The sequence below is a fragment of the Citrobacter sp. Cc139 genome, assembly GCF_030334645.1.
GTDB lineage: Bacteria > Pseudomonadota > Gammaproteobacteria > Enterobacterales > Enterobacteriaceae > Citrobacter > Citrobacter werkmanii.
Map to the genome: position 1 here is coordinate 75,053 of NZ_JAOWDM010000091.1, position 24,114 is coordinate 99,166.

Below are 24,114 nucleotides of genomic sequence, written 5' to 3' on the forward strand. Positions count from 1 at the left end.
GTGCATCGCCAGGCCGGATAAGACGCGTTGCGTCGCCATCCGGCATCTTTCACTCTTACTTCTCCTGCGGGGTTAGCTGCTCCATCGCCTGTTTAATACTGCGCTCGATTACCGCCCGACGGGTATCGTTAGCAGGTAATAATTTCAGCATCATCTCCCACGCCGCAACCGCTTCGCCGAAGCGCTGCTGTTCGAAAGCGTTAAACGCGTACATGCTCAATACGCGCACGTTGGCATGTTCGCCGCGTATTAGTTGACGTAACAGCTCCCCGCCCCGACGGTTATCATCAGGGTCGGATGAACGGGTCAGCGCTTCCGCATAGCCCAGCGCCGCATCACTGTTTTTCGGATCCAGCCGATAAGCATTGGCATAGGCTTCAGTAGCCGTGCTGGCGTTGCCGAGCACCATGCCAATGCGTCCAAGCATAATCCAGCCTTCAACGTTTGCGGGATCGGCCTGTAAGCGAGTGCGCAGCCCCAGCGCCAGACGCGTCATGTCTTCTTCATTCAACGGGTCGGCTTTTGGATCTAATGCCCGCTCCAGCAGCATAGGTGCCTGAGCGGTGGCCTGTTGCCAGACCTGCACCTGTTTATAGTTCCCGGTTTGGTAATAGCTCACCGCGCCGACCACCAGCGCCACCACGATGCCGGGCACAAAGAGTCCGAATCCACCGCGCTTGCCATCCGGGATGATGTCATCAGGAAACTCTTCTTGTTTCACCCGCACGCGTCGGCGAGTACGGGCGAAAATAATCCAGCCCCCGAGACCAATCGCTACCACCGGCATCACCCACAGCAGCACGGTCAGCGGAGTTAACGGAGGATCGTAAGTGACGAAGTTGCCGTAGCGCGCCACCATGTAGTCAACAATCTCTTTCTGACTTTTGCCTTCCTGCATCAGTTCGTACACTTTCTGCCGCAGGTCGGTGGCAATCATTGAGTTAGAGTCGGCAATGCTGTTGTTCTGACACTTAGGACAACGCAGTTGCTCGGTAAGCTGGCGGAACTGCTGCTCCTGCGCTTCATCCTTAAACTGCATTACATCGATAGTCGCCAGCGCGGATCCCGAGATAACCAGCATCAGCAGGCCCAATAAAAATCTCATTGCGCAGCCTCCTTACTGTACTTGTCCCACAACGGTTTGATCTTGCTTTCCCACACCCGGGCGTTAAGATCACCTGCATGGCGATAGCGAATAATACCTTTCCCGTCGATCAGGAATGTCTCCGGCGCGCCGTACACGCCAAGATCGAGGCCGAGCATACCGTCGCCGTCAAACAGACTTAATGAGTAAGGATTGCCCAGTTCTTTCAGCCAGACAATGGCTTTCTGACGATCGTCTTTATAGTTCAGACCCACTACCCTTACGCCTTGCGCAGACAGCTGATTCAGATACTGATGCTCGGCGCGACAGGTCGGACACCAGGTCGCCCAGACGTTCAGCAACACTGGCTTGCCCTGCGTCAGCACATCGGCCTGATAATGCTGACCCGGGTTTTCCAGCGATTCCAGGCGGAACGTCGGAACAGGTTTGCCGATCAACGCCGACTCCAGATTAGTAGGGTCGTCTCCCTGCGCGTTACGCGCTAACTGCCACAGCAGCGCCGCCGCAATAATGAGAAAAATAATAAACGGAATTAACAGTGCGTTGCGCTTCATACAGCCTCCGACGCATTTTTTTGCACCGCGGCGCGAGGGCGCGTGCGCTGGCGATAGCATGGATCAAACAGGCAGAACACCCCGCCCAGCGCCATCAGCAATCCTCCGGCCCAAATCCAGCGAATAAACGGTTTGTAATACAAACGTACAGCCCATGCGCCGTTATCCAGCTCTTCACCCAGCGCAGCATACAGATCGCGCGTGAACCCGCCGTCAATCGCCGCTTCAGTCATCATCGAACTGGTGCTGTTATAGAAGCGTTTCTCCGCATGCAGCGTGGCTGCCGGTTTACCATCACGCGTGACGCCAATAATGGCGACCCCGCCCCGGTAGTTTGGTCCGGTAATATCTTTCACTTCACGGAAAGTAAACTGATAGTCATGGATGCTGACGCTATCACCCGCTTTCATACGGACATCGCGTTCCACGCTGTAATTCTGGCTAAAGGCAATACCAACAATGGTAATCGCCAGCCCAACGTGAGCCGATACCATCCCCCAGTAGCTGGGCGTCAGCTTCGTTCCACGAGAAATGCGCAGGTACGCTTCGGACATGGCCAACACAAAAATCCAGCACGCCATCGCCAGCCCCACCACCGTCATGGCGGCAATGCGATCCTCAAACAGCCACGGCAACAGCAGCGACAGAATTAGCGTGGTGACAAACGCGATAATCAGTAACGTTTTCAGTTTACGCGGCCGGTCACGGCCCCAGCGCACTAATGGCCCAATGCCCAGCAGCAGCGCAAACGGCGCCATCAGCCAGGTAAACATGGTATTGAAGAACGGCTCGCCAATCGAAATGCTGCCCAGCCCAAGCTGTTTGTGCACCAGCGGCAGCAGCGTGCCCAACAACACCACCAGCATAGCGGCGATCAGCAGAACGTTGTTGCCCAATAGCAGCGATTCACGCGACCACAGCGCGTTGTTTACCCGCGAGCGAACCTTATGCCCACGCACTGCAAACAGCAGCAGGGAACCGCCAATCACCAGCACCATAAAGGCCAGAATAAACATCCCTCGCGACGGGTCAGAGGCGAAAGCATGCACCGAAACCAGTACGCCGGAACGTACCAGGAAAGTCCCCAACAGGCACAGCGAGAAGGCGCAGATTGACAGCAGCAGCGTCCAGGCTTTGAAGCTGGCGCGCTGTTCGGTTACCGACAGCGAGTGCATCAGGGCGGTGCCTACCAGCCATGGCATAAAGGAGGCGTTCTCAACCGGATCCCAGAACCACCAGCCGCCCCAGCCCAGCTCGTAATAGGCCCAGGCCGAACCGAGTACAATCCCCAGCGTCAGAAACACCCACGCCGCCAGCGTCCATGGACGCGAAAAGCGAGCGAAGGTGCTGTCCAGACGCCCGCTCATCAACGCGGCGATCGCAAACGCGAAAGCTACCGAGAAACCGACATACCCCATGTACAGCAACGGCGGATGGAAAATCAGTCCCGGATCCTGCAACAGCGGGTTCAGATCGCGCCCTTCAACAGGGAAATTGGGCAACGTGCGGGCAAACGGATTAGAGGTAAACAGGATAAACAGCAGGAAGCCGACGCTGACCATCCCCATCACCGCCAACACGCGGGCGACAATGTCCAGCGGCATGCGCTGGCTGAACGCCGCGACGGCGAACGTCCAGCCGCTCATCAGCAGCACCCACAGCAGCAGCGAACCTTCATGCGCGCCCCATGTCGCTGCCACCCGGTACCAGACAGGAAGCTGGGTATTGGAGTTACTGGCGACGTAGGTCACGGTAAAGTCATTAACCACGAAGGCATTAACCAGAATCAGGAACGCGCCCATCACGCAGATAAACAAGACCCAGGCAAAGGGCCGTGCTGAGGCCATCATCCGCACGTCGCCGCGCGCCACGCCCCACAACGGATAGACCGACAGCAGTAGTGCAACGCCAAGCGCAAGGCACAACAGCGCATTGCCAATTTCCGGCATCATGACGTTTTATCCTTATAAACACTTTCCGGGCGACGGTGGTTTTCCTGCATCGCTTTTTCGACTTCCGGCGGGGTGTAATTTTCATCATGTTTGGCCAGAACCTCTTTAGCCTGCACATGATTTCCCTTGTCCAGATCGCCCTGAACAACGACCCCCTGCCCTTCGCGGAACAGGTCCGGCAAAATGCCTTCATAGGTCACATCCACCACACCTTCGGCGTCATAGATGCTGAAAGTTACTTTTAGCGATTGCGGATCGCGCTTCACGCTGCCCGGCATCACCATCCCACCCACGCGCAGACGCTGACCGACTTCAGGCATCTGCTGTGTCTCGCGCTTACCGTAGAGTATCTCTCCCGGGGTGTAGAACAGATCGATATTGGAACGCAGCGCGTAGAGCACCAGCGAAATGGTCAACGCCAGACCTGCCAGTACCGCGCAGGCTATCCATAGCCGATTTTTACGTCGAATATTCACGCCGCCTCCCGTTGTACTTGCGCTGCGCGCATGCGCGCTTCCCTCGCCCGCTGCTGGGCCACGCCGCGTAAAATTGCGCGATGCTGTAACGCAGAATGTAGCACCAGCACCAGCAGCGGAATAACGCTCATGGCGACAGCCAGCCAGACATACAAGGCGTAACCGCCCATCGCGAAAAAATCACTCCATGATGCAAATGCAGGGGTCATTGGCGGCCTCTTTTTAAGATCAGTTCGCTCACCCACGGGCGGCGTTTTTCCATCATCAAAATCAGGTTACGCATGCGCATTAGCGCCAGCGTGACAAACAGCAACAGGTAACCGACAATCGCCAGACGCAGCGGTGCGCGCATTGCCGGATCGATGCTTTGCTGCATACGGGTTGACCCCTGATGCAGCGTGTTCCACCACTCGACCGAGTAGTGAATAATCGGTAAGTTGACCACACCAATCAACACCAGAATACCGGCGGCACGCCCTGCCAGGCGGCGGTCGTCAAACGCATGCCACAATGCAATGGCGCCAACGTAGAGAAACAGCAACACCAGTTCAGAGGTGAGTCGGGCATCCCAGACCCACCAGGTTCCCCACATCGGTTTGCCCCATGCGGACCCCGTCACCAGCGCGATAAAGGTAAACACAGCGCCAATGGGCGCCATCGCAGCCAGCGCCAGATTGGCCATTTTCATCTGCCAGACCAGGCCGATAAACGCCGCAACAGCCATCGAGGCATAAATTCCCATCGACCAGATTGCCGCCGGAACGTGCAGATAAATGATGCGATAGCTCTGTCCCTGCTGATAATCAGCTGGCGCGAAGCCAAAGCCCCACACCCATCCGGTTATCAGTACCACCGCGCTGGCAATTGCCAGCCACGGAATAAACCAGCCGCAGATCTGATAGAGCCGAGGGGGCATCGCCAATTGATGAAGTGTTTTCCACATAGTTCAGTCACCAGACTCCATTAATTAATATCCGTTTTGCCGGAGCGCCTTGCCCGGCCTGCAAATCCTGTCGCATTACTGCACGCTGATCCGTAACGCCGCAGCCGTGGCAAACGGGCTTAACGTGGCGCTGCCTACCAACAACGCCCCCAGAATCGCCATGTATCCTTCAACAGGCAAGTGCATGGAGGCCGCATCCATCGCCGCGGTCGCAAAAATCAGTAGTGGAATGGTAAGCGGGAGAACCAGCACGCTTAACAGCACGCCGCCGCGCTTTAAACCCACCGTCAGACCTACGCCAGGCGCGCCGAGAAAACCCAGCGTCGGCGTGCCGAGCAGCAAGGTCAGCGCCATAATTTTCCAGCCGTACATATCCATGCCCAGCAGTAATGCCACCAGCGGAGAGAGGATTAATAGCGGCAAACCGGTTACGACCCAGTGCGCCATCACTTTCGCCAGCACGACCGCCGGAAGCGGCAGCGACAGCAGCATCAGTTGCTCAAGGCTGCCGTCCTGTAAGTCATCACGAAACAAGCGCTCCAGCGCCAGCAATGACGCCAGCAGCGCAGCAACCCAGATGATGCCCGGCGCAATACGCGCCAGCAGCTGTGGCTCCGGCCCAATGCTCAGAGGAAACAACGTGATAACAATCAGAAAGAACCATAAAGGATTGGCGATTTCCGCACTATGACGAAACGCAACTCGCAGTTCTAAACGGAAGATTCGCCACATCATTGCGTTGCCCTCTCGCTGGTCAGCGCAATACGTCGCACTTTATTGGTCTCAACATTAAGCGGCTGGTGGGTAGTGAGAATGACAATACCGCCCTGTTCCGTATGCTGCGCCATACGCTGAGTCAGTCGCTCAACGCCGTTTACATCAATGGCGGTAAAGGGTTCATCAAGGATCCACAGCCGGGCGCGGGTCAGCCACAAACGGGCCAGCGCCACGCGCCGCTGTTGTCCGGCGGAAAGTTGATTTACCGGAATATCTTCGTATCCGGCAAGTCCCGCCTGCGCCAGCGCGTCCAGACACTGTGCGATGTCGCCATCGTGATGGAAAAAACGCAGGTTCTCCAACGCCGAAAGCCGGGTTTTTATTCCCGGCTGATGTCCGATCCACAGCAATTGCTGATGGTAGCTGTCCCGCACGTGATGCAGGGGTTGCTCTTGCCAGCAAACCTCCCCTGCGTCGGGACGCGCCAGCCCGGTAAGCAACCGCAGCAAAGTGGTTTTCCCCGCGCCGTTGCTGCCGGTAATTTGTACCCATTCCCCTGCGTTGACGCGAAATGACAGATCGCTGAACAGTATTCTGTCATCCCGCTCGCAAAGTAATTCTCTGGCTTCAAGCATACCTGGTTATCTACATCCTGTTAAAAGCCCGGTTTGACTTCGCGCATATCAGGCAGTTTGTGCGCTATCCCTTTATGACAGTCAATACAGGTTTGCCCGTCTTTCACGGCCTGGTCATGCATTTTGGCCGCAACGCCTTTCTGGGCGGTTAAATCCATAAACTCGAAGTTGTGACAGTTGCGACACTCTTGCGAATTATTATCTTTCATACGCCGCCACTCATTTTGCGCCATCGTCAGACGATGATCTTCAAATTTCTGCGGTGTATCTATTAACCCCAGCGCCTTCGCGTACAGCTCTTTACTGGCCTTGATCTTACGGATCATTTTCGGGCCCCACTCATGTGGGACGTGGCAATCAGGGCAAGTCGCACGCACACCGCTGCGGTTGTTGTAGTGTACGGTTTCCATATATTCCTGGTACACCGTATTGCGCATTTCGTGACAGCTAATGCAGAACTCTTCCGTATTGGCCTTTTCCATACCGGTATTAAAGCCGCCCCAGAAAATAATGCCGCCCACAAAGCCGATTAACAACAGCGTGCCGAGCGCCAGACGGCTGGGGCGACGCCACCATTGCCAGACGCGCTTAATCCAGCCTGGTTTACGGTTAGAATTTTCCATAATGACCTCTTATTTCCCGTAACCTTTCGAGGGGGTGAAGGTATTTTCAACAATCGGCGCAGCGTCAGCCTGCGGGACGTGACATTGCAGACAGAAATAACGACGCGGCGCGACTTCAGCCAATACCTTGCCGTCGCTGTCCATAAAGTGCGTCGGACTGATGCGCGGCGCGCCGGTGGTGCGATAGCTTTCCACACCGTGACACTGCAGGCAGCGGTTAGTATTGGTCGTCACCTGATACCCTTCAACGCTGTGCGGAACCATTGGCGGTTGATTCACATAGTTCAGCGGCATACGCTCCTGCTCTTTCGGCATGCGAATCGCCCCTTCCTGTGTCCCTGAGACTTCCGGTGACTGGCTTAGGTCCACTCCGTTTGCAGCCCAAACGGCCCCACTGACGACCAGGGCAAGCAGGGCCGTCCATTGACTCAGCTTTTTAATCAGGTCATGGCTTTTCATGATTTCGCTCCCGAACTCCATCGTGTTGTTATTGTAAAAACATCCTCAGAACAGACATCCACGCAGCGACCGCAGGCCATGCAATCGCGACTGGTTACCTGCACCGGGCTTTGCTCATCCAGCACCGGCGCACGTAGCACATGCGGTTCCGGGCAAACATGAAAACAATCCATACAGCGGTTACATCTGTTACGTTCTTTTGCCGAAACGGTTAATGCACCTTTACTTCCCACCACGCTATACAGTGCGCCCAGTGGGCAGAGATGCCCGCACCAGCCATGCTCAACGACCAGTAGATCAAATAAAAACAGCGCCAGAATCAGCAGCGCTCCACTGCCAAATCCCATTATCAGACTCCGTCCGAGCAGAGAGACGGGATTTATCCATTCCCACAGCAGCGTACCGGTCAAGGCGGAACCGACCAGGATAACCACCAGCAGGACGTACCGTATATAGCGCGGCAAGGTCGCGGACTGATTCAGGTCAAACCTTCTGCGTAACCAACTGGCTAAATCGGTGACCGGGTTCATCGGACAAACCCAGCTGCAAAACAGACGCTTACCCGCAAGGGCATACAGCACCGTGATGACGACCGCCCCCGTTAACGCAACCGTTGCCGGCAGGTGTCCGCTGGCCAGGCTTTGCAATGTAATTAGCGGATCGGTGAATGGGACAGTATCCAACAGCAGGCTGCCACTGTAATTGCCATGCAGGATCCATACGCCAAGCCACGGGCCGCTCAGGAACATCGCCAGTATCAGAAACTGACTCAGACGACGCAGCAGCAGCCAGCGATGACTCTTCCACCACCCTTTTTTTGCCTGCGCTTCACGCCCGGCGTCACGTTTACGATTTGCCATTGTTCCCCTCCAGCCAGCCGAAGCGGTAATGGTGTCCTAACTCCCCTTTCGCCAGCGACAGTGGCAGCACTTTTATTGCTGGCTGCTCCAGTACGCAGACTTTTTCGCATTTCCCGCAGCCGGTACAGGCATCGCTATGGACGGTTGGAATAAACCGCGCATGCTTGCCGGTACGCATATTGCGGTCCAGCTCAAGGGTGATAGCCTCATCGATTTTCGGGCACTCGCGATAGCAAACATCGCAGCGTAGCCCTTGATAGTTGAGGCAGTTTTCGTGATCCAGCAGTACCGCCAGCCCCATACGCGAATCGTCAATGGATTCAATTTCCTTGTCCAACGCGCCGCTGGGGCAGACTTTGGCGCACGGAATGTCCTCACACATTTCGCAAGGAATATCGCGGGCGACAAAATACGGCGTACCAGCTGCCAGCCCGGAGGCCAGCGTCGCCAGTTTCAGCGTGTCATACGGGCATGCCTGAACGCACTGACCGCAACGCACACAGGCGCTGGCGAATGCCTCCTCGCTCAGTGCGCCAGGCGGGCGTAACCGCACGCCGGTTGCACGTGCGGTTTGCTGTTGTAGCCCCAGCGCCACGCCAACGACGGCCAGCCCGCCCGCCGCGCGAACCATGTCGCGCAGAAAACGGCGGCGGCCATTTTGGGGTTTTGCTGACCGGGACATAACGCGTTACACCTTCGCCAGTTTCACGGCGCACTTCTTGAAATCCGTCTCTTTGGAGAGCGGATCCGTCGCATCCAGCGTCAGATTGTTCACCAGCTGTGCGGCATCGAAGAACGGCATGTATACCAGCCCCTGCGGCGGACGGTTACGCCCGCGCGTTTCAACAATCGAGATAACTTCGCCACGGCGGGAAACCACTTTGACTTTATCGCCACGGCGCAGATCGCGCGCTTTTGCATCCAGCGGGTGGATAAACAGCACCGCTTCCGGGAAGGCGCGGTGCAGTTCAGGCACACGACGCGTCATGCTGCCGGTATGCCAGTGCTCCAGCACACGTCCAGTGGAAAGCCACAGGTCATACTCTTTATCCGGCGCTTCAGCGGCAGGTTCAAATGGCAGCGCGAAGATGACCGCTTTGCCGTCCGGCTTACCATAGAACTTGTAGCTTTCCCCCGCTTTCACGTACGGGTCGTTGCCTTCGCTGTAGCGCCACTGAGTCTCTTTGCCCTCAACGACCGGCCAGCGTAAACCGCGCGCTTTGTGGTAATCGTCGAATGGTGCGAGATCGTGCCCGTGGCCACGGCCAAACCAGGCGTACTCTTCGAACAGCCCTTTTTGCAGATAGAAGCCCAGCTCGCGGGATTCATCGTTGAGCTGATCTTCAGCCAGTTCAGCTACCGGGAATTTGGTCACGGCTGGCGTGGCGAACAGCACGTCATACAACGTTTTGCCGCGCAGCTCCGGTTTCTGCGCCAGTAGTTCTTCCGGCCATACCTCTTCTGTTTTGAAGCGACGGGAAAACTGCACCAGTTGCCACAGATCCGATTTCGATTCACCCGGCGCTTTAATCTGCTGACGCCAGAACTGAGTACGGCGTTCCGCGTTGCCGTAAGCCCCTTCTTTCTCTACCCACATTGCGGTCGGTAGGATCAGGTCGGCTGACAGGGCGCTGACCGTCGGGTACGGATCGGAGACGATGATGAAGTTGCGCGGATCGCGCCAGCCCGGCATACGCTCTTCGTTGATGTTCGGACCGGCCTGCATGTTGTTGGTGCACATCGTCCAGTAGACATTGAGTTTGCCATCTTTCAGCGCACGGTCTTGCGCCACGGCATGCAGCCCGACTTTTGCCGGAATGGTCCCTGATGGGATATTCCAGTGCTTCTCACAGATATCGCGGTGTTTTTCGTTGGTGACCACCATGTCCGCAGGCAGACGGTGGGAGAACGTCCCAACTTCACGCGCGGTACCGCAGGCGGAAGGCTGACCGGTCAATGAGAACGGACCACAGCCTGGCTGAGAAATTTTACCGGTCAGCAGGTGCAGGTTATAGACCAGGTTGTTGGCCCACACGCCGCGGGTATGCTGGTTAAAGCCCATCGTCCAGTAGGAGATGACTTTTTTCTTCGGATCGGCATACAACTGCGCCAACTGTTCCAGTTGATCTTTCGGTACGCCGGTCATTTCGGCGGTTTTATCCAGCGTGTACTCAGCAACGAAGGCTTTGTAATCCTCAAAGCTCATCGGTTCAGAGGCATCGGAACCTGGATTCTTCGCCGCTTTTTCCAGCGGATGAGTTGGACGCAGGCCGTAGCCGATGTCCGTCACCCCTTTACGCAGGTTAACGTGCTTGCTAAAGAAATCCTGGTTGATCGCATTGTTTTGAATGATGTAGTTTGCGATGTAGTTGAGGATCACCAGATCGGTTTGCGGCGTGAAGACCATACCGTTATCCGCCAGCTCAAAACTACGATGCTGGAAGGTGGAGAGCACTGCGACGGTAACATTCGGATCGGACAGACGACGGTTGGTGATGCGCGACCACAGAATCGGGTGCATCTCCGCCATATTCGCGCCCCACAAGACGAAAGCATCGGCATGCTCAATATCGTCATAACAACCCATCGGCTCATCCATACCGAAGGTACGCATAAAGCCAACCACCGCTGACGCCATGCAGTGACGCGCGTTCGGGTCGATGTTATTAGAACGGAAGCCGGCTTTAAACAATTTGGCGGCGGCGTAACCTTCCCAAATCGTCCACTGACCCGAGCCGAACATGCCGATAGACTCTGGGCCTTTTTCTTTCATGGACGTTTTGAATTTCTCTTCCATCACGTCAAAGGCCTGCTCCCAGCTAATCGGCGTGAATTCACCCTCTTTGTGATACTTCCCGTCCTTCATGCGCAGCATCGGCTGTGTTAAACGGTCTTTTCCGTACATGATTTTTGGCAGGAAGTAACCTTTGATGCAGTTAAGCCCACGGTTAACCGGCGCATCCGGATCGCCCTGGCATGCCACTACACGCCCTTGCTGCGTCCCGACCAATACGCCACAGCCTGTCCCGCAGAAACGGCACGGGGCTTTGTCCCATTTGATGGCTTCTTGCTGACCGACTACCGCGCGGGCTACGCCCGGCACGCTTAACCCGGCAGCCGCCGCAGCGGCCGCAACGGCGTTAGCTTTCATAAAGCTACGACGACTGAGTTTCATGGTGTTTCCTCACCTTGCTCATCCTGCTGGTGATAAACCAGCGACACCGCCAGCACGCCCGCAACGTTGCGCACTGACTCAATAGTTTTCATTAACGTTTCACTTTGCTCTGCTTCCACCACCACAATGAGCTGGCCGCTTTCCACATCGCTAAGTGCAACTTCGCAACCCGGAAACGAACGCAACTGCGTGGCGATATCATTGATATGCTGACTTTTGGCCTGAACGACCAGGCTGCAGACCTGCCAGTTACTGTCCATGGTTGTACTCCGCATTAATGGCTGATACCGGGCAAATAGCGACACACGCGCCGCATCCGTTACAGGCCTGATTGTCGAGCTGTGGCTGATAAATACCGGACAGCATGGGGCGAAAGGTTATGGCCATGGGTTCACAGCTATCCTGACAGCGATGACACTCAACTGACTGGTGTGCGAGACAGTTTTCCCCGATCGTAAAATTCAGATCCCATGCCCTGGTGTGGCGCGGAAGAAAAAGTGATTCGGGACAGGCCTCTGCGCAGGCATAACAAAAGCTGCACTCGCCGTGTTTGAAATTTACGCTCGGATAACCACCCTGGCCTCGCTGCAGGATGTCGGTTTCACACGCCTGGATGCAGGCGTCACAACGAAGGCAATGGGCCAGAAAGTGAGAGTCTTCCTTGCTCCACGGCGGACGGATCCCTGCGTTGGCGTTACGCCAACTGCCTGTCAACATGCCTCGACGGGATAAATCAACCATGACATTGTCCTTCCATAATGACGCTCTCCCCCGGCGGGTTGAACGACATAAAAAACTGCACTATTTATGAGTAGTTATTTTTAGTCGTAAGATATTTCAGGATGTGTAAGAGGAGCATACCCCGATCGGGGTAAATGCTGTTGCCGGATCAAAAGAGTGTTGAGTTGACGGGAAAAAATGCGCTTTTGCTCACATTTCAATGGGTTGTATAATAAATTACATAACGGACGCGTCACAAAGAGAATAATCTTAAAATTAAGATAAATCTTAGAATATATCGCTACACACAACCGACAACACTCGAATAATCACTGAAAATATAAGTAAATCAAGATTAATAGATAATGCAAATATGTTAACCTGCCCCAGACTCGTTCATAAGACAGAAGAAAGGAAACACTGTGAACAATAAGATGAAGACAATTGTCCCTGCCGTGCTTTTCGCCGCCTTTGCCAGCACCTCTGCCTGGGCTGGCAGTAACGATACCGGTGCTCAGCCGCTGGAAAAGGTCGCCACTTATCCTAAAGCGGAAAAGGGTATGAAGCGCCAGGTAATCCAGCTTCCCCCTGAGAAAGATGAATCTACCCTGAAAGTAGAACTATTAATCGGCCAGACGCTGGAGGTCGACTGCAACCAATATCGCCTGGGCGGAGAACTGGATAGCAAAACGCTGGAAGGTTGGGGATACGACTACTATGTTTTCGACAAAGTCACCTCTCCGGTTTCAACCATGATGGCCTGCCCGGACGGTAAAAAAGAGAAGAAATTTATTACCGCGTATCTGGGTGATGACGGTATGCTGCGCTACAACAGCAAGTTGCCGATTGTGGTCTACACCCCGGAAAACGTGGAAGTGAAATACCGTATCTGGAAAGCGGAAGAGAAGATTCAGGACGCAGTCGCGCGCTAAGTGAGAATGTGCCGGATGGCGGCGTTCCGCCTTATCCGGCCTACAGACGCGTGAACCAGGCCGGATAAGCGCTGCGCTTATCCGGCATTTTATTTACAGCGCGATATCCGCCACAGCTTTCTGCTCAGGCTGCGGTTGAGCCTGATGTTTCAACTGCGGTTTTGGCGCTTCATCGGCAACCTGCGGCTTGTCGTATTTCAGACCCAGAACTTCGCTGGTGTATTGCAGCTCTTGTTCAGTTGCCTCAACGTTTCCGTTCAGCTTAGTACCATAAGACGGAATAATCGTTTTCAGCTTCGCCTGCCACTCGGGGCTGGCGACTTTATCTTTAAACACTTTTTCCATCAGATGCAGCATGATCGGCGCCGCGGTTGATGCACCAGGCGAAGCGCCCAGCAGTGCAGCAATCGTACCTTCTTTATCGCTGACCACTTCAGTTCCCAGACGTAGCACGCCGCCCTTTTCTGCATCACTTTTAATGATCTGCACACGCTGCCCCGCCTGCCATAGACGCCAGTCCTCTTTTTTCGCCTGCGGATAGTATTCTTGCAGTGCGGCAAAACGGTCGTCATCGCTCAACATCACCTGACTTACCAGATATTTCACCAAATCGAAGTTATCCAGACCTACGTTGACCATCGGCATAAAGTTCGACGTCGTGGTCGAGCTGAGCAGATCCCACAATGAACCGTTTTTCAGGAACTTGGTGGAGAATGTCGCGAATGGCCCAAACAGCACGACATGCTTACCATCCAGGATACGGGTATCGATGTGCGGTACCGACATCGGCGGCGCGCCCACAGAGGCCTGACCATACACTTTCGCCAGGTGGCGATTCACTACGTCCGGGTTTTCTGCCACCAGGAACTGGCCGCCAACCGGGAATCCGGCATAGCCTTTCGCTTCTGGAATGTCGGTTTCCTGCAATAGCTTCAGCGCCGCGCCACCGGCACCGATAAAGACAAACTTCGCCTTGATATCATGTTCCGCTTCGTTGTTTTTCAGATCGGCGACCGTAACGGTCCAGCTATTGTCTGCATTACGCTTAAAGCCTCGTACTTCGGTGCTCAGTTGCAGCGCAAAGTTGGGCTTCTTCTGCAACGAGGCAATCAGTTGGCGCGTGATTTCACCATAGTTAACGTCAGTACCAATCTCGGTGCGCGTTGCCGCGACTTTCTGTTTCGGATCGCGACCTTCCATAACCAGCGGCGCCCACTCTTTAATCTGCGCGTGATCTTCGGAATAACGCATACCACGGAATAAAGTGCTCTGCTGCAGTGCGGTGTAACGGGCGCGCAGGAAATTCACGTTCTCGTCGCCCCAGACAAAACTCATATGCGGGACGGTAGTGATAAATGAGCGCGGTTCATGCATCACGCCATTATTAACCTGATAAGCCCAAAACTGACGGGAAATCTGGAAGGCTTCGTTGATTTCGACTGCCTTTTCAATGCTGATGCTACCGTCGGCCTTTTTAGGCGTGTAGTTCAGCTCCATCAGTGCGGAGTGGCCGGTTCCGGCGTTGTTCCAGCCGTTCGAACTTTCCTGAGCAACGCCATCCAGTCGCTCGACCATGGTCATTGACCATTGTGGCTCCAGCTCTTGTAAATAGGTTCCCAGCGTGGCGCTCATGATACCGCCGCCAATCAACAGTACATCCGTTTCCTGCTCTTCCGCCGCTTTCGCTTTTGCCGCCATCGAGACAACATTCAGCCCTACAGCCATGGTGAAGAGCATGGCAGTCACTTTTTTCATAATGTTAATGCCTTACTTTTAGTATCGCTTTTTGCTTTTAATGCAGGTGAAAATCGAGCGGCACCAACGGTAACACTTAAGTAAAAATAATTAAATATTGTTTATAAATTATATTTTAATTTTAAAAATGTTATTAATACGTTGATAATTTATACGGTTATTGACAATCACTTCTGGAAACCTGCCCGCCAGACGCGTACTATGCTGCGCTTTGCTATTCACGCACGGATGCCTGTCGGTCTGCTGTTATCAGGCCCTTTCTGACCTGAGAGTTACTATGTCTGCAACACACTCCTCCCCTGTGGTGACGGAACAGAGCACCCGCGCCGTACTGCGACAACCCCGCCTGTTGGTACGAGAAACGCTGGCGGGGGTGGTAACCGCCCTGGCGCTGATCCCGGAAGTGATCTCTTTTTCCGTTATTGCGGGCGTCGATCCTAAAGTCAGCCTGATAGCTTCCGTCGTGTTGTGCCTGGCAATGTCTTTTTTAGGTGGCCGTCCGGCAATGGTTACCGCCGCGGCAGGGTCGGTTGCGCTGGTGATTGGTCCGATGGTGCATCAACATGGCGTGCAGTACATTCTGCCAGCGGTGGTGCTGGCTGGGATGATTCAGATCCTGTTTGGCGTATCAGGGATGGCGCGTCTGATGCGATTCATTCCTACAGCCGTCATGACCGGCTTTGTCAACGCCCTGGGCATTTTGATTTTCTTTGCCCAGGTCCCGCATTTCTGGGGGAAAAGCCCGCTAATCTGGGGACTGTTTATCCTGACGTTGCTGATTGTGCTGTGGGTTCCGCGATTGATTAAAACAATCCCCGCGCCGCTTATCGCCATTGTGCTGCTGACGATATTTACTGTAAGCAGTGGGCAACTGTTACCAACCGTCGGTGGTGAAGGTTCAATGAGCGGTAGCCTTCCGGGGTTAACGCAGTTGTTAGTGCCGCTCAACCTGCAAACATTGGTCATTATCTGGCCCTGTGCGCTGAGCATCGCTTTTGTCGGTTTAATGGAGTCGCTGTTAACCGCCCGTCTGGTGGATGATCTGACGGTGACACCGTCGAACAAGAATCGAGAGAGCACTGGACTGGGGATAGCCAATATTCTGGCCGGATTTTATGGCGGCATTGCCGGGTGCGCGATGATTGGTCAAACCATCGTTAACGTCGAGATGGGCAAAGGACGCAGCCGCGTTTCGACGATTGCCGCCGGGCTGGTGTTGCTGCTGCTAGTCACCGCGTTGAGCGAAGTCATGGCGAAAATACCCATGTCGGTGCTGGCGGGAATTATGGTGATTGTGGCGGTGAAAACCTTCAGCTGGCAGAGTATCCAGCCCGCGACACTGACGAAAATCCCCGTTACTGAAACGCTGGTCATGCTGATAACCGTCGGCGCAACGGTCGCTACCGGCAACCTGGCGATTGGCGTGGTTGCCGGGGTGATGACGATGCTCATCCTGCCGCGCATCGTCAGACGTAAACGCGCGGCTACATCAGAAATAGCGTTGCCAGACCGAGAAAAATAAAGAAACCGCCGGTATCGGTGATGGCCGTGATCATGACGCTTGAGCCGACCGCCGGGTCGCGCCCAAGCTTCACCATCGTCATGGGAATAATCACCCCCATCAACGCCGCCATCAGCAGATTAAGCATCATCGCCAGGGTCATCACGCCGCCGAGCGCCATATCATCGTACAACCACCAGGTAATGCCGCCCATAATCCCACCCCAGACGAGGCCATTTACCAGCGCCACGCCCATCTCGCGCAGGATCAAAAATGTCAGGTTTCCCGGCTGAATATTTTGTAGCGCCAGCGCGCGAACGATCATGGTGATAGTTTGATTTCCGGTATTGCCGCCGATCCCTGCCACAATCGGCATCAGCGAGGCCAGCGCCACCAGTTGCGAGATCGTATGTTCAAAGCCATCAATGACCCGCGAGGCGATAAAGGCGGTACAGAGATTAATGGCCAACCATGCCCAGCGGGTTTTTACCGCTTTGGTAACAGGAGCAAACACATCCTCTTCGGCGCTCAAGCCCCCCATTCGACGCAGATCGGTATCGGTCTCTTCGTATACCACATCAACGATCTCATCAATGGTCAAACGGCCCATCAACTTACCGGCAGGATCAACCACCGCGGCACTGACCAGGTTGTCACGTTCGAACGTACGCGCGGCGTTTTCGGCAATGTCTTCCGGGGAAAAGGTGAGCGGGTCATCTTCCATCACCTCGCTGACTTTACGCTGCACATCATTGAGCAGGATACAGGTTAATGTCAGTTCGCCGACCAGCACCTTATTGCGATCGGTCACGAAAAGTTTATCGGTGTTCTCCGGCATCCTGCCCAGCCGCCGTAAATAGCGCTGCACCACTTCCAGCGTCACGTCCGGGCGCACGGTGATGACTTCGAACTCCATAATCGCACCGACGCGATTCTTCTCGTAGTGCAATACCTGGCGCACGCGCGCCCGCTCCTCTGCGGGTAACGTTGCCAGCAGACGGCCTGTGAGATTACGCGGCAAATGCTGGACCAGATAAATCTGTTCATCGATGTCGAGATATTGCAGGGCATCCAGCAGCTCGCGGTCGCTCATCTCATCAATCAGATCGTCCCAGACGTTTTCTGACGCCTCAAGCAGGACGTTACCGCGTTTTTCATTTTGGACCAGCCGCCACAGGGCGTGGCGCTCTTCAGAAGGTAATGCTTCGAGGGTATCGGCCAGATCGGGCGGCGGCAGGTGCGCCACCAGCGCCCCTACCTCAGCAATATCGTCGGCTAAGGTACCGACGTCATATTGCTCAGCCAGGGTAAGCTTGCCCAACAGCGTGGAAATAATGGCTTTATCAGTGGTCAGCAGCCAGATGAGGCGCGCGCGCTCTTCATCACGCAGTCTGGCGCTGTTTTTGTTGAATGCGGACATTAATCATAAATCCATGATATGAAATATCATTAATCATGATGCCGATTTATGTAAATAACAATAAACGCAACCGCCGGGCGGCTAAAAAACCGGCGGTTGCTGGGATTACGCAGTACGAGCGACGGCATCTCGCGAGGCGGCGTCACGCTCATCGCCCACTAATTCACTTAACTGTCCGTTACGCATCTCCAACAGACGATCGGCGTGAACAAAATAGTGATCGTCATGGCTAATAGCGAAGATGGTTTTACCCATTTCCTGCATCAGCGGCAATAACACCTGATAGAACTCACGGCGAAAGTGCGGGTCCTGATCGGCAGCCCATTCATCCAGCAGAATAATGTCACGCTCCTCCGCCAGCGCCAGCAGCAGCGCTACGCGTTTTTTCTGCCCTTTCGACAGCTTGAGATTGAGAATACGCCCATCGTTCAGCTCAAGCTTGTGACCCATCTTCAGATGTTCCAGCCACTTCGCCACCAGCGCCGGATCGGCCTCTTTACCTTCCGGACCGAGCAGTTTGTCGAACAACCAGACGTCGGTAAACACGGCGGAGAACAGCTGGCGATAGTCCTCTGGTTTTTCGACAGCAACCGCTTTGCCGTCGAGCAGGATCTCGCCTGACTGCGGCTGATACAACCCGGTGAGTAACATAGCCAGTGTGGATTTCCCGCTACCATTGCCGCCAATCAGGAAGATCAGTTCCCCGCGACGAATAGTCAGATTTACCGGTCCGACAGAGAACGCATTATCCTGATAGTGGAATACCACGTTACGCAGCTCCAGCGTTTGCCAGTCCGGAAACGCGGTTGGTCGCGGGAATTCGGCCTTAAAGGGCGCCAGTGAGAATTTATTCAGCTTGTTAAAAGCGACCTGTGCGGTGAGCAGCGTCGGCAATGCGCCAACGGCAGAAAGCAGCGGCGTACGCAGGAATAACAGCGTCAGCGAATAGGTCGCCGCCACGGCGGTATCCGCCCAGCCCAGACTGTTAGCCATCCAGAACACCAGGCCAATGGCGCCCAGCATCATAATGTTCGACCAGTTCACCGCGCTGAGGTGGAAGGTATCGGCACGGATAATATGGTGACGATATTCTTTAGCGTCCGGGACGTATAATTGATTAAAGATATGCTCGGCGCGCTCGCGGTTGAGCGTCAACTCTTTGCGCCCTTCCAACACCGTCTGGTAATCGTTGTACAATTTGTCTTCTGTTTCGCGCAGGGTCGCCATATGTTTATATACCCGCGCGACCAGCACAAACCCGCCCCAGATGGTGATTGCCATCCAGATTGCCGTCACCAGCAGCATTTTGGTTGATAGCATCGCCAGATATGCCGCCGACCCAATGGTCAGGATAATCCCCTGCACCAGCTCAGGCAGACGAACAAAAGCGATGGTGATGTTGCGGATATCGCTGGTTAAACCGGCCAGCAACGAGGCGCTGCCAAGTTGTTCGATACGCTCGACGTGGGTGTCCAGAATACGCTTGATAAATTCACTACGCAGGCGGTAAACAAAGTGGTGTCCCAGCGTGGTTAACGCCAGCTGTGAGCCAAGGGTAACAATCATCAACAATAGCAGCAGGCCAAGAAACTCCGGCAGCACCATCAACGTGGTGTCGACCGTTTCAATCAGGCGCTGGTTAATAAACGCAATCAGCCCAATTCCCAATGCAGCGCTGGCGAGGCTGAGCGCCATGACGCTGATAAATGGCCAGCGATACTGCCGCCAGACAAGAAGTAAAAGTTCCATGCAAACAACCCGGACAAGTAATAACAGCCCGCAGTTTAAACATCTCTTTGCCGACAGCAATAATAATTCTTATTTTTATTCTTTTTTACCAGCCTGGCGAAACGTCAGATTGTAACGACAGTCACCGGTTAACGGATGATACCCTGTCTTAAGCGGCTGGATCCCATGATAAAACAGCCGTGAGTTCCCACCCCATACCACGACATCGCCATGCTCCAGCAGTAAACGTTTTAAAGGGTCGTTACGGCGCAAACCGCCAAACTGAAAGATGGCCGGTAACCCCAGCGAAACAGAAACGATAGGCGCCCGCAGGTCAGGTTCGTCTTTATCCTGATGTAATGACAGTTTCGCCCCTGGCGTGTAGCGGTTAATAAGGCAGGCATCGGGTTGAAAATCGGCATAGCCCGCCGCCGTAGCCGCCTGCTGGCACAGCGCAGCGAAAGCATCCGGCATCGGCGGCCATGGCGCACCGGAAAGCGGGTCAAACGGAGAATAAAGGTAGCCATGTTGATCCGTCGTCCAGCCCAAATGACCACAGTTGGTCATCGCCACCGACATCGTGTAACCGCCGGGCGTCACCATCTGGCGAAACGGCGACTGTCGGGCGACAGTCGCGATCGCCTGCAGCAAAGACGGTGCGGACTCAAAGGCAAAACGCCGCAAAATTACCGCGCCGGATGCCAGCGGTTCCTGCCAGGGTTTCTCATCCGCAAAGAGATCAAGCATTACGTTTCCTCCCCAGAGATTTCTCGTTGCAGTAACTGCGCCTTGCGCGCAATACCCCAGCGGTAGCCCGAAAGCGCACCATCATTACGGATCACCCGGTGACACGGGATGACAATCGCCAGTTTGTTGGCTCCGCAGGCGCTGGCCACCGCGCGCACCGCTTTCGGTTTACCGATGGCGCTGGCTAACTGCTGGTAACTAACCGTCTTACCACATGGGATTGCGCGCAGCGCCTGCCACACCTGCAGCTGGAATGCGGTCCCGCGGATATCCAGCGGCAGCGACAGTGGCGTATTGCGCGTATTAATCGCGGCAATGACCTCACGCACATGCTGCTGGAAATCAGCATCGGCTGCCTCATCCTGAGCGGCGGGAAACAGCTCATGCAGTTCCGCAACCAATGTAGCATCATCATCACCCAGCAAGATCGCGCAGATACCGCGTTCGCTTTCCGCCACCAGGCAACGACCCAGGGCGCAATCTGTCAGGGTATAGCGCACAGAAACGTTGTCGCCGCCTTTGCGAAATTGCCTGGCGGTCATCCCTAGTGCCTGATCCGCTTTTCGGTAATAACTGCTGCTGTCGGGGAATCCGGCGTTCAGAATCGCCTCGGTTACTGGCGCCCCTTTTGCCAGGGCATCGCGCAGACGACGAGCGCGCCAGGACTGCTGCCACGCTTTCGGGGTCATGCCCGTCGTGGCTTTAAACAGACGGTGCAAGTGATACGGGCTCATCGCCACCTGCTGCGCCAGCTCATCCAGCGTGAGGGGCGACTCCTGCTCCAGCAACTGACAGGCGTGGGCTATTTTGTCCAGCCGATGCTGCTGCGCGCTGTCTTTATCCGGCTGGCAGCGTTTACAGGGCCGAAACCCGGCGGCCTGCGCCTGCTCGGCATCAGCAAAGAAACTGACATTTTTGCGCAGCGCATGTTTCGCCCGACAGGACGGACGGCAGAAAATACCGGTGGTGTGGACGGCGAAAACAAACTGACCGTCGGCGTCAGCATCACGATCCACAACAGACTGCCAGCGGTCATCATCAGTTATGTGTAAACGACTTTTCATTATGGACTCCTTTGTTAAGCATAGCGCTTAGCCTCAGTGTGTCCTGATAGCCAGGTATAAAAACCCGCAATCTTGCTTTTTAATTTTTTTCGCTGAGCAGAAAGCTTTTAAACTGCGGCGACATCCAGGTTTTAAACCCTTGCCCCTCTTTCATAATCATATACACCGCCAGCCCTTCACGACGCACCACCTCTTTAGCCTTTTCCGGGCCGAGCACCATCAAACCGGTATCCCAGCCGTCAGCCTCCAGCGCTGTAGGCGCTATCACCGTCACAGACACCAGATTGTGTTCGATCGGACGACCGGTTTGCGGATCGATAACATGCGACAGGCGTTTACCGTCCAGCTCGTAATAGTTACGGTAGCTACCGGAGGTGCTGATGCCGTGCCCGTTAATGTCGACAACCGCTTGCACCGCGTTTTCACGATCGGTGGGTTTCTGGATCGCCACCCGCCATGGATGGCCTTCCGCATTCATACCACGACTGTTTAGCGCACCGCCAACGGAAACAAGATAACGGGCGATCCCCTCTTGCTCCATCAGTCGCGCCAGATGATCGGCGGCATAACCTTCACCAACGGTAGACAGATCTACATACAGATCGGGCAGATCTTTTTGCAGGTAATCCCGATGAGCCTCATTAATCACTTTCAAATGTGAAAGTCCGGTTTGCGCTTTTGCGGCGTCAATTTGCGCCTGAGTGGGAATGTGCACGGGTTGCTGATCCGGACCAAAACCCCACAGGTTGACCAACGGTCCCACGGTAATATCCATCGCCCCATCGGTTTTCGCGCCAATTCGCAGCGCCGACGTGACGATATCCGCCATAGCGTCATTAACCGGCCACGGCGACAAGCTTTTCGACAGATTAAAGCGCATCAGAGCAGAATCATTTTTATAGGTTGAAAGAAGCTGATCGTCAGCATCAAGCTGAGTCTGGATCTTCGCCTGCAACTCCCTGGCGCGTTTGGCATCCACGCCCACCGCGCTGACCCGCCAGAAAGTGCCCATCGTTTTACCTTCCAGAACGGTGGCGGATTGTGTGGCCTGAGCCGGTTTCGGGGCCTCATCGCACCCGACAAAAAAGATCGTCACAGCTATTAGCGCTGCGCGATAAAAATTCATTTCCATACGTAATTATCCTCATGCGAACGGGCGCAAGAGTACACCAAAAATCGTTGTTTGTACGGCGAAAAAATAGCATTAAAAAAGGCCCCGCAGGGCCTTTTAACAACATGAACGCAGATTAGAACTGGTAAACCAGGCCCAGTGCTACGATATCATCGGTAGAGATGCCAGCATCACGGGTGAACTGGTTGTCATCCAGCAGGTTGATTTTGTAATCAACATAGGTGGACATGTTTTTGTTGAAGTAGTAGGTTGCGCCAACATCAACATATTTCACGATGTCCTGGTCACCGTAACCATTGTTCAGGTCTTTACCTTTAGACTGCAGGTAAGCCACGGACGGACGCAGACCGAAGTCGAACTGGTACTGCGCAACAGCTTCAAAGTTCTGCGCTTTGTTAGCCCAGCCCAGGTTACCCGCACGCGTTGCGTTGTAGGTCTGGGTGTACTGTGCTGCCAGGTACACGTTGTTCGCGTCGTATTTCAGACCACCAGTGTAAGTTTCAGCACGATCGCCAGTACCGAAGTTCAGCTTGTTCTGCTCGTCAGTACGTTTAGAGCTGGTGACTGCAGTACCCAGGGAGAAACCTTCACCGATATCATAAGTGATAGATCCGCCAACGCCGTCGCCGTTCTGATTCAGTGCATCACGACCGTTGCCGGTCACCCCCGTCATACCTTCACCTTCCGGGCTACCGTTTTTACCCTGGTACTGAATGGCAAAGTTCAGGCCATCAACCAGACCGAAGAAGTCGGTGTTACGGTAGGTCGCGAAGCCGTTACCACGCTGCTGCATGAAGTTGTCAGAAGTGTAAGTGTCGCCGCCGAATTCCGGCAGAACGTCGGTCCAGGACGTTACGTCGTAAACCACGCCGTAGTTACGACCGTAGTCGAAAGAACCTGCATCAGCGAACTTCAGACCAGCAAACGCCACACGGGTCCAGGCGTTGTTTTCGTTTTCAGAGGAGTTACCCATGATCTGGTATTCCCACTGGCCATAACCGGTCAGTTGGTCGTTAACCTGGGTTTCGCCTTTGAAGCCGATACGCATATAGGTCTGATCGCCATCTTTAGTAGAGTCATCAGAGAAATAGTGCAGACCATCGACTTTACCGTACAGGTCTAATTTGTTGCCGTCTTTGTTGTAAATTTCAGCCGCATTTGCTGCGCCTGCTACCAGCAGAGCCGGTACCAGGAGGGACAGTACTTTAACTTTCATGTTATTAACCCTCTGTTATATGCCTTTATTGCTTTTTTATGCCACTGCTCACTGGCTAACCCTCATTAACCAGTCGGCAACTTCATTCTCCGCAAAAACACAGAATAATCCAACACGAATATGATACTAATACTTTAAAGATGTTTCATTTATCTATGTAGATGTTTCAAAATATTAACAAAAGGGAACTTTTTTTAATTAAGAAAATGGAGAGAATAAGCACAAATAGTCAAGAATCATTATAAAGTATATATAAATCAATAAATTAAACAAATGACAACCATAGCACTGAATGATAAAAAAAAATCTTCACTCGCAACTAAAATAGACTCGCTATCATCATTAACTTTATTTATTACCGTCATTCATTCATGAATGTCTGTTTACCCCTATTTCAACC

24 protein-coding genes are annotated in these 24,114 nt (G+C 54.3%); 2 read left to right on the top strand and 22 right to left on the bottom strand.

Annotation, left to right across the window (positions count from 1 at the left end; all coding sequences use genetic code 11):
• Positions 1–55 precede the first annotated feature (55 nt).
• The 15 genes from OGV69_RS18480 to napF form a co-directional block, all read right to left on the bottom strand.
• A complete protein-coding gene (locus tag OGV69_RS18480) occupies positions 56–1,105 on the bottom strand; it encodes a cytochrome c-type biogenesis protein CcmH (protein ID WP_038642171.1) in 1,050 nt (349 codons plus the stop codon).
• Complete coding sequence (gene dsbE, locus OGV69_RS18485; RefSeq protein WP_069323421.1) at positions 1,102–1,659, bottom strand: thiol:disulfide interchange protein DsbE; 558 nt, start codon at positions 1,657–1,659, stop codon at positions 1,102–1,104. The genes OGV69_RS18480 and dsbE overlap by 4 nt, the downstream gene beginning before the upstream one ends.
• Positions 1,656–3,611 carry a heme lyase CcmF/NrfE family subunit gene (locus tag OGV69_RS18490; protein WP_069323420.1) on the bottom strand — a complete coding sequence of 652 codons (1,956 nt, stop codon included), beginning with the start codon at positions 3,609–3,611 and terminating at the stop codon, positions 1,656–1,658. The genes dsbE and OGV69_RS18490 overlap by 4 nt, the downstream gene beginning before the upstream one ends.
• Complete coding sequence (ccmE, locus tag OGV69_RS18495; protein ID WP_069323419.1) at positions 3,608–4,087, bottom strand: cytochrome c maturation protein CcmE; 480 nt, start codon at positions 4,085–4,087, stop codon at positions 3,608–3,610. The genes OGV69_RS18490 and ccmE overlap by 4 nt, the downstream gene beginning before the upstream one ends.
• A complete protein-coding gene (ccmD, locus tag OGV69_RS18500; RefSeq protein ID WP_005129320.1) occupies positions 4,084–4,296 on the bottom strand; it encodes a heme exporter protein CcmD in 213 nt (70 codons plus the stop codon). The genes ccmE and ccmD overlap by 4 nt, the downstream gene beginning before the upstream one ends.
• Entirely contained in the window at positions 4,293–5,030 is a 738-nt protein-coding gene (locus tag OGV69_RS18505; protein WP_006683732.1) for a heme ABC transporter permease, read from the bottom strand. Before OGV69_RS18505 ends, ccmD begins: the two co-directional genes overlap by 4 nt.
• A 75-nt stretch (positions 5,031–5,105) precedes the next feature.
• Positions 5,106–5,765, bottom strand: a complete 660-nt coding sequence (ccmB, locus tag OGV69_RS18510) for a heme exporter protein CcmB (RefSeq protein WP_038642180.1) — start codon at positions 5,763–5,765, stop codon at positions 5,106–5,108.
• Positions 5,762–6,382 carry a cytochrome c biogenesis heme-transporting ATPase CcmA gene (gene ccmA, locus OGV69_RS18515; RefSeq protein ID WP_038642182.1) on the bottom strand — a complete coding sequence of 207 codons (621 nt, stop codon included), beginning with the start codon at positions 6,380–6,382 and terminating at the stop codon, positions 5,762–5,764. Before ccmA ends, ccmB begins: the two co-directional genes overlap by 4 nt.
• 20 nt (positions 6,383–6,402) lie before the next feature.
• Positions 6,403–7,005, bottom strand: a complete 603-nt coding sequence (gene napC, locus OGV69_RS18520) for a cytochrome c-type protein NapC (RefSeq protein WP_003027548.1) — start codon at positions 7,003–7,005, stop codon at positions 6,403–6,405.
• Positions 7,006–7,014: 9 nt separating this feature from the next.
• Entirely contained in the window at positions 7,015–7,464 is a 450-nt protein-coding gene (gene napB, locus OGV69_RS18525) for a nitrate reductase cytochrome c-type subunit (RefSeq protein ID WP_038642185.1), read from the bottom strand.
• Entirely contained in the window at positions 7,461–8,324 is an 864-nt protein-coding gene (napH, locus tag OGV69_RS18530; RefSeq protein WP_038642187.1) for a quinol dehydrogenase ferredoxin subunit NapH, read from the bottom strand. The genes napB and napH overlap by 4 nt, the downstream gene beginning before the upstream one ends.
• Complete coding sequence (napG, locus tag OGV69_RS18535; protein ID WP_038642189.1) at positions 8,311–9,006, bottom strand: ferredoxin-type protein NapG; 696 nt, start codon at positions 9,004–9,006, stop codon at positions 8,311–8,313. The genes napH and napG overlap by 14 nt, the downstream gene beginning before the upstream one ends.
• A gap of 6 nt (positions 9,007–9,012) precedes the next feature.
• The gene (gene napA, locus OGV69_RS18540) at positions 9,013–11,499 is read right to left on the bottom strand and encodes a nitrate reductase catalytic subunit NapA (RefSeq protein WP_038642191.1); all 2,487 of its coding nucleotides are present in this window, start codon (positions 11,497–11,499) and stop codon (positions 9,013–9,015) included.
• Positions 11,496–11,759, bottom strand: coding sequence for a chaperone NapD (gene napD / locus OGV69_RS18545; RefSeq protein ID WP_038642193.1), 264 nt, complete (start codon positions 11,757–11,759; stop codon positions 11,496–11,498). Before napD ends, napA begins: the two co-directional genes overlap by 4 nt.
• Positions 11,749–12,240, bottom strand: coding sequence for a ferredoxin-type protein NapF (gene napF, locus OGV69_RS18550; RefSeq protein ID WP_069323418.1), 492 nt, complete (start codon positions 12,238–12,240; stop codon positions 11,749–11,751). Before napF ends, napD begins: the two co-directional genes overlap by 11 nt.
• Before the next feature lie 413 nt (positions 12,241–12,653).
• On the opposite strand from napF, the gene eco reads away from it, so the two are divergent.
• Positions 12,654–13,151 carry a serine protease inhibitor ecotin gene (eco, locus tag OGV69_RS18555; protein ID WP_286469446.1) on the top strand — a complete coding sequence of 166 codons (498 nt, stop codon included), beginning with the start codon at positions 12,654–12,656 and terminating at the stop codon, positions 13,149–13,151.
• Positions 13,152–13,244: 93 nt separating this feature from the next.
• On the opposite strand, the gene mqo is transcribed toward eco, so the two are convergent.
• A complete protein-coding gene (gene mqo / locus OGV69_RS18560; protein ID WP_204563734.1) occupies positions 13,245–14,906 on the bottom strand; it encodes a malate dehydrogenase (quinone) in 1,662 nt (553 codons plus the stop codon).
• 277 nt (positions 14,907–15,183) lie between these two features.
• On the opposite strand from mqo, the gene OGV69_RS18565 reads away from it, so the two are divergent.
• On the top strand, positions 15,184–16,428 hold the full coding sequence (locus OGV69_RS18565; RefSeq protein WP_069323416.1) for a SulP family inorganic anion transporter: 1,245 nt from the start codon (positions 15,184–15,186) through the stop codon (positions 16,426–16,428).
• Here the strand turns inward: OGV69_RS18565 and mgtE are convergent.
• From mgtE to OGV69_RS18595, 6 genes are all read right to left on the bottom strand, one after another.
• Positions 16,391–17,827, bottom strand: coding sequence for a magnesium transporter (gene mgtE / locus OGV69_RS18570; protein WP_069323415.1), 1,437 nt, complete (start codon positions 17,825–17,827; stop codon positions 16,391–16,393). The two genes, OGV69_RS18565 and mgtE, sit on opposite strands and share 38 nt — an antisense overlap.
• Positions 17,828–17,932: 105 nt before the next feature.
• On the bottom strand, positions 17,933–19,576 hold the full coding sequence (locus tag OGV69_RS18575) for a multidrug ABC transporter permease/ATP-binding protein (protein ID WP_069323414.1): 1,644 nt from the start codon (positions 19,574–19,576) through the stop codon (positions 17,933–17,935).
• 75 nt (positions 19,577–19,651) lie between these two features.
• Positions 19,652–20,302, bottom strand: coding sequence for a DNA oxidative demethylase AlkB (alkB, locus tag OGV69_RS18580; RefSeq protein WP_069323413.1), 651 nt, complete (start codon positions 20,300–20,302; stop codon positions 19,652–19,654).
• Entirely contained in the window at positions 20,302–21,366 is a 1,065-nt protein-coding gene (gene ada, locus OGV69_RS18585) for a bifunctional DNA-binding transcriptional regulator/O6-methylguanine-DNA methyltransferase Ada (protein WP_069323412.1), read from the bottom strand. The genes alkB and ada overlap by 1 nt, the downstream gene beginning before the upstream one ends.
• A gap of 79 nt (positions 21,367–21,445) precedes the next feature.
• Positions 21,446–22,498 carry an FAD:protein FMN transferase ApbE gene (gene apbE, locus OGV69_RS18590; RefSeq protein WP_069323411.1) on the bottom strand — a complete coding sequence of 351 codons (1,053 nt, stop codon included), beginning with the start codon at positions 22,496–22,498 and terminating at the stop codon, positions 21,446–21,448.
• A 115-nt stretch (positions 22,499–22,613) separates the two neighbouring features.
• Positions 22,614–23,714 carry a porin OmpC gene (locus OGV69_RS18595; protein ID WP_038642212.1) on the bottom strand — a complete coding sequence of 367 codons (1,101 nt, stop codon included), beginning with the start codon at positions 23,712–23,714 and terminating at the stop codon, positions 22,614–22,616.
• Positions 23,715–24,114 lie beyond the last annotated feature (400 nt).